The following is a 6,203-nucleotide window of genomic DNA, read 5'->3' as shown; positions in this document are numbered from 1 at the left end:
CCGGCCGCTCCGGGGGTGCCAGCACCTGCCAGGTGGTGGACGAGCCATCCCACGCTGCACGCCGCGCTCGTCCGCGAAGTGGCGGAGCCGGGCGAGCCGTCCGAAGCTGAAAGGAGCGCGGCTGCATTCCCGGCCCCTTCCCCCGCGCTCACTTCCATGCTCCGCGAGAACGACACCCGCCCGAAGCCCGACGAGAAGCCCGCCGCCCGGCCGCAGCGCAAGGCGTTGCACTGTGTGCCGGGCCGCCAGGAGATGTGCGTGGTGGGCTTCTGCACCGTGTTGCTCACCGGCTGCTCGAGCACGCCCCAGGTGGTGCGCCCCCCGCCCCGGCCCGCCGACTGCCCTCCGGGCGCGGTGAAGACAATGAAGGAGCTGGGCATCCCCGTCGGGAAGGTGGGCGTCGCGGATTTCGGCGACCCCGACAAACGCGAGGGCCGCATCCTCAAAACCGTGCGCGAGTCCACGCCCATGCGGGTCTTTGACTTCAAGGGGCTGAACAATGCCACGCTCACCGGGCGGCTCTACCTCGGGCCGGAGCGCGTGTACGGCCGCTTCACCCAGGCCATGCGGCGGGATGGAACGACGTTCCCGGTGTGCCTGGAGCTGGTCTCGCACCGCGATGGAACGCTGGGTGCTTACCGGGATGACGTCGGCGGCCCCACCGACTCCGCCGTGGTCATCACCACGCAACATGTCCGGGCGGTGGAGCGCTTCGAGTAAGACCGGCGGGGGCAGCACAGGGAATGGGAGGTGTGGTAGAGGCCAACGCCTCCCGTCACCCCGCCCCGCCTTCCCCTGGAGGTTGACTCCCGTGCTCCTCGCGTCTCCCGTGGGCCTGCTCTCGCTGGCCCTCCTCGCTCCCTCCTCCCAGGCCGCCGAGCCGTCCCCGCCGGACGCGTGTGAAACGGCGAGCCCGCAGCTCGTGCTGAAGGCCGAGCCCCCCGAGACACCGCCCGTGGTGTGCATCAGCCCGGACGTGCCCCTCACGTTGCGCTTCGACACACCGCTTCGCCCAGGGTCCGTGCGAATGGAGGAGCGGGAGCGCTTCGTGGACGTGTCGGTGGGCCAGCGCGGCGTCACCCTGACGCCCCCGGAGAAGCTGAAGGCCGGGGAGCGCTTCCAAGTGGAGGTGTGCTTCGCGGATGACGCGGCCCCTGCGTGTGCTCGCTTCCTCCTGCTGGCCCACCCCGCGCTGGGCTTGTCCCAGGTGAAGGTGTTTCGCGAGCCCCGCCCGGTGGCCTCCATCCAGGAGGGCGAGAAGGCGGCCCGGGCCGAGGCCCAGCAGTGCCAGCAGGAGGTGCGCCAGTTGCGTGAAGAGCGCGGCGCCCCCGAGGGACTCCGGGGCGTGCTGGCCTCGGGGTTGCTGGTCGAAGGGCGTATTGGCTTCAAGAACCTGACGGACAGCGTCACCGAGGCCAAGGGCAGCGCCCTCGTCATGAGCCAGGCCCGTAGCTACCGCGCCGAGGGCCGGGTGGCGGTGGAGGTGTGGCTGAGGAATCCCGGCACGCGGCCCTGGACGGCGGCGGGCGCGGTGCTGCGCGGCCCCAAGGGCGAGGTGTTGAAGCCATTGCCCCTCTGGCAACCAGAGCCCATTCCTCCGGCTGATGCAGTAGCCGAGGAGCAGCAGCCCGGGCACCGCGTGGTGGTGGAGGTGTTGGCGTCGGAGGTGGAGGCGCGGGGCACGTACACCCTCACGCTCTGGGACGCCGAGCAGCAGCGCACCGTCACCTTGGGGAACATCACCTTCCCGTAGCGCTCGTGCCCGCTGCCAACCCAGTGCATCCTCCACCGCGCTCCCTACCTGTCGGCTTGACCGCCGTACCCGTGTTTCCGTGTACTCGCGGAAACCCCTGGCACCAGCCCGCCCGGCTGGAAGGAGTGGTGCGGTATGTCGCCCCATCTGAAGCATTCCCACCCGACAGGTCTGCCGCCGCGCCGCTGGTGGGTGGTGCTCGTGCTGTTGCTCTCGGCATGTGCCAAGGGCCATCCTCCCGGCGGAATGTTCGCGGGCCGGGGACCTGCACTGTCGCTCACCCCGCCACCGGCTCCCGTGGAGGAAAGCACCCCGGCCTCGGATGCCGGCCTCACGGGGGCGGTGGTGTACGAGGTGGCGGTGGTGGAGCCGGGCCGTGGCACCACGCGGCCGGTGCCGGTGAGCCGGGAGGACTTCCAGCGCGCATTGCGGCACATTGCCCACCAGGTGCAGCACGAGGGCAAGAGCCCGCGCGAGGCCGCACGCGAGTGGCTCAAGGGCCAGGTGGAGCAGCACCCGGAGTGGGAGCAGATGAGTGGGACGTGGGTGGCCGAGGTGGACAAGGGCCAGGTGCTCACCCTGGTGCCCGAGGACGCGGACAGCCGGCTGAAGCCCGTGGCGGACGAGGCCCTGCGCGAGCGCTACCTGCTGTGGTGCACGTGGGGGCGAGGCGGGGGCGACTGCCTGCGCCTGCTGGACGACGGGCCCTACCTCAAGACGGACGACCGGCGCACGCTGGCGCTGGCCCTGGCATTCGGCTCGGTACTGGAGGAGACGAAGGCGGCGTTGGGGCGGGAGTTGGACCCGCAGGTGCTGGTGGCCTCGTGCATGTGGACGCTCGGGGCGTACCTGGCCCTCTGGCTGGTGCCCGAGCCGACCACCAAGCTGTTGGCCGCCGGGCTGTCCGTGGTGCTGGTGGCGTGGCTGGGCGTGGACACGCTCTGGGGGCTGATGGACGGCTGGGCGGCCATGGCCACGCGGGCGCACGAGGCCACCACCTTCGAGGAGTTGCGCGAGGCGGGCGAGGGCTTCGCCCGGGTGCTGGGCACGGACGCGGCGCGGGCGATGCTGCTGGCGGTGGGCGCGTTGACGGGGCGCACGGTGGGGGAGGTGGCGGCGCGGGTGCGGGCACTACCGGGTTACGGCCTGGCGAGCGCGCAGTGGCGGGCGCAGGGGGGCGCGGCGGTGCTGGGGCGGGTGGAAGTCCTGGCGGCCGAGGAGGGTGCGCTGGCGCGGGCGGTGGCGGCGGTGGAGACGGTGGCGGCCACGCCACATGGCCCCCTGGCGGTGGTGATGCTCAAGAAGGGGCGGGGTGGCGGTACGTCCTCCGGGGGCGGCTCCTCGGGCATTGTCGCCATCCGTCACCGGGGCGGCAATCTGCAGGTCATTCTGCCCAACGGGCAGCGGTGGCACTTGCCTCGTGGCAGGTCCCTCCACGACATCCCGGTCGAAGACGAGGTGGGGGACAGGCTTCAGAAGGCCGTCACAGAGGCCGCCCAGCAATGGGGGAAGCACAGGCTCTCCCGCGCCGAGCAAGAAGCCATCGACGATGCCCTCAAGAAGGGCAGGTACTGGCTGGCGCACCTGCTGGAGCGCGAGGCCCGGGGCCGCTTCGTGCAAAATACGGTGAAAGACCAGCTTGGACATCTCTATGACTTCAGCCTGAGCAAGGGCGTCGACGTGATTGACCATGCCACAGGCCGCCGGTATGAGATTCTCTCGGGGACGGCGTCGAACCTCTCGCACCATGGCCGGCGCATGGCGGGCGAGTTCTTCCGGATGCTCACCTTCTGAAAGGGCGGCGGATGATTGCCAAGAAGGTTTTCTACGAGAACAACCAGTTGGAACACGAGCGGCTGGAGCTGACGGACAAAGGTACCCTCTACTTCCTGGGCCGCAATTTGACGCTGAAGAACTGCACGCTGGTACTGAAAGTGGCTGCCAGCAACCTGTTCATTCGTGACGTGCGCTTCACCGACTGCATCTTCGAGGTGAAGCAGGAACTGAAGAACCATCAGCAGTGGATACGTGCCTCACTCAAGGGCTGCCGGTTCAAGGGGCGGCTGTCGGGGTGTGACTTCGGGCACTGGCCCGAGTACGGCAAGGAGCCGGAGTACCAGCTGGGCTCCATCGAGGACTGCGACTTCTCCGAGGCTCGTCTGGATGCCTGCCGCTTCATGGGATGTGACCCACGCTCCCTCCGGTTGCCCAAATGGCCCTGCTTCACCTTCCTGGAGCCCATCCAAAAAGTGTCCGAGTTGCTCAATGCCAGATGGCCGGGCAACTTTGGGGATATCGTCGTGAATGGCATCTACAAGGATCCGCCGGGCACGAGAGCGCTGGTGTATCACGCTCCCTCCATTGCGAAACGGATGGAGACCACCCCAGAGGCGCTCAGGGCCGTCATCGAGCAGTTCGACTGCATCGTCTACTGACCTGGCCACGAGCCTCTCCGCAACGGCGTCGAACCTCGCGCACCATGGTCGGCGCATGGCGAGCGAGTTCTTCCGGATGCTCACCTTCTGAAAGGGCGGCGGATGATTGCCAAGAAGGTTTTCTACGAGAACAAGCAGTTGGAACACGAGCGGCTGGAGCTGACAGACAAAGGTACCCTCTACTTCCTGGGCCGCAATTTGACGCTGAAGAACTGCACGCTGGTACTGAAAGTGGCTGCCAGCAACCTGTTCATTCGCGACGTGCGCTTCACCGACTGCATCTTCGAGGTGAAGCAGGAGTTGAAGAACCATCAGCAGTGGATACGAGCCTCACTCAAGGGGTGCCGGTTCAAGGGGCGGCTGTCGGGGTGTGACTTCGGGCACTGGCCCGGGTACGGCAAGGAGCCCGAGTACCAGCTGGGCTCCATCGAGGACTGCGACTTCTCCGAGGCGCGTCTGGACGGCTGTCGCTTCCACGGTGACCCCCGGACCCTTCGGTTTCCCAAGTGGCCTTGTTTCACCTTCCTGGACCCCGTCGGTAAGAGCCGTGAGCTCTCCACCGTGCAGTGGCCTGGAAACATCGGCCCCGTTGTGATCGAGGACCTCGCCAGCTACCCGCCCTCCACAACCGCACTGACGTGGTTTGCTCCGGACTTCGCGAAGAGGAGCGGGTGTACACCGGAGGAGCTCAAGGCAGTAATCGAGCAGTTCGACTGCATCGTCTACTGACACGACCACGTGCTCTCCGCAACGGCGTCGAACCTCGCGCACCATGGCCGACGCATGGCGGGTGATTTCTTCCGGATGCTCACCTTCTGAAGGGGCGGCCATGGGGTGGCTCACCAACGTTCTCATTGAGGACAAGACGTCTGAAAACGAGCGGTTGGAATTGACAGACAAGGATTCGCTCTACTTCCTTGGACCCAACCTGACGCTGCGCAACTGCACTGTTGTCCTGAAACTGCCCGCCAGACGCCTGCGCATCCTCGGCGCACGGTTCATCAACTGCACCTTCGAGGTGAAACAGGAGTTGATCAACCACCAGGACTGGATAAGAGCTGCCCTCAAGGGGTGCTGGTTCAAGGGGCGGCTGTCGGGGTGTGACTTCGGGCACTGGCCCGAGTACGGCAAGGAGCCGGAGTACCAGTTGGGCTCCATCGAGGACTGCGACTTCTCCGAGGCGCGTCTGGATCACTGCCGCTTCCACGGAAATGACCCCCGCTCCCTCCGGTTTCCCAAATGGCCCGGCTTCACCATTCTGGACCCCATCCGTCACATTGCCGAGCTCCGCGACCTCGCCTGGCCGGAACGATTTGGCAGTTCGCTGCTCTCCTTGTTGGACCAGAGCCCGGAGAACCTCTACAAGCACCCGCGCTCCACGATGGCCCTGAGCTTCTACGCTCCCGTCGAGGCGAAGAAGTCGGGCACCGCGGAAGAGGCCTTCAAGGCCGCCATCGCGAAGTGCGACTTCATCGTCTCCTGACGCAGCGCCATGGGATGGCTCACCCACGTTCTCACCAAGCACAAGGCTACTGATACATGTTGACCGCTGCCCAGTTCGCGCGTGTTCGTGACAGGATGATGAAAGCCCTTGTCGTGCCACGAGGGTTCGAGGCCAGCCGCAGGACCTACACCCGCCGCGGTGAGCAGGTGCACATCATCTCCTTCAATGCCGCGAGGTTTGGTGGCAGCTTCACGGTGGATCTCGGCGTGCACTTCGCGGAGGTGCCTCCGTTCCCGCCTCTGAGCGGCGTCCCTTGGGGGGCGAATGAGTGTTGGTTGATGCGCCGTCTCCGAGACCGAGAGCGCAGCCAGTTCTTCGGCTATGGCAACAGCCACCAGGAAGCGGAGGAATTGGTTCGCGCCATGGCAGAGTGTTGACGCGCAAGCTGGTTGATGGGCGCGTGAGCGAGCTGGGTGATGGGCATCACGCCGGTGGTGGTGCGCCACGGCGGGTGATGGGAAGGCGACGAGCCGCCACCCGGGAGAGTGGCGGCCCGCCGGGTGCAAGGCAT

6 protein-coding genes and 1 pseudogene are annotated in these 6,203 nt (G+C 66.9%); all 7 read left to right on the top strand.

All coding sequences use genetic code 11. The annotated features are described in order from the left end of the window. A pseudogene (locus VFZ09_RS02570) lies at positions 1-720 on the top strand (hypothetical protein); the annotation flags it as partial. Between the two features lie 91 nt (positions 721-811). Beyond that, positions 812-1,753 (top strand): DUF2381 family protein, encoded by a 942-nt coding sequence (locus VFZ09_RS02565; protein ID WP_329725843.1) that lies wholly within the window; start codon positions 812-814, stop codon positions 1,751-1,753. 135 nt (positions 1,754-1,888) lie between these two features. After that, positions 1,889-3,547, top strand: a complete 1,659-nt coding sequence (locus VFZ09_RS02560) for a hypothetical protein (RefSeq protein WP_329725842.1) — start codon at positions 1,889-1,891, stop codon at positions 3,545-3,547. An 11-nt stretch (positions 3,548-3,558) separates the two neighbouring features. Further along, entirely contained in the window at positions 3,559-4,188 is a 630-nt protein-coding gene (locus VFZ09_RS02555) for a hypothetical protein (protein ID WP_329725841.1), read from the top strand. Positions 4,189-4,290: 102 nt separating this feature from the next. Beyond that, a complete protein-coding gene (locus VFZ09_RS02550) occupies positions 4,291-4,917 on the top strand; it encodes a hypothetical protein (protein ID WP_329725840.1) in 627 nt (208 codons plus the stop codon). 100 nt (positions 4,918-5,017) lie between these two features. Continuing rightward, a complete protein-coding gene (locus VFZ09_RS02545) occupies positions 5,018-5,671 on the top strand; it encodes a hypothetical protein (RefSeq protein WP_329725839.1) in 654 nt (217 codons plus the stop codon). A gap of 56 nt (positions 5,672-5,727) precedes the next feature. After that, a complete protein-coding gene (locus tag VFZ09_RS02540) occupies positions 5,728-6,069 on the top strand; it encodes a DUF4304 domain-containing protein (RefSeq protein ID WP_329725838.1) in 342 nt (113 codons plus the stop codon). The last annotated feature ends 134 nt before the right edge of the window (positions 6,070-6,203 follow it).

Origin of the sequence: Archangium sp. (assembly GCF_036277355.1) — a bacterium.
Lineage (GTDB): Bacteria > Myxococcota > Myxococcia > Myxococcales > Myxococcaceae > Archangium.
This window is presented reverse-complemented; position numbering and strand designations above follow the sequence as displayed.

Bases quoted from the DNA above. Each gene is read 5' to 3' on its own strand.
- VFZ09_RS02545 (WP_329725839.1), top strand. From the start codon at position 5,018: ATGGGGTGGCTCACCAACGTTCTCATTGAGGACAAGACGTCTGAAAAC.
- VFZ09_RS02550 (WP_329725840.1), top strand. From the start codon at position 4,291: ATGATTGCCAAGAAGGTTTTCTACGAGAACAAGCAGTTGGAACACGAG.
- VFZ09_RS02560 (WP_329725842.1), top strand. From the start codon at position 1,889: ATGTCGCCCCATCTGAAGCATTCCCACCCGACAGGTCTGCCGCCGCGC.
- VFZ09_RS02540 (WP_329725838.1), top strand. From the start codon at position 5,728: ATGTTGACCGCTGCCCAGTTCGCGCGTGTTCGTGACAGGATGATGAAA.
- VFZ09_RS02555 (WP_329725841.1), top strand. From the start codon at position 3,559: ATGATTGCCAAGAAGGTTTTCTACGAGAACAACCAGTTGGAACACGAG.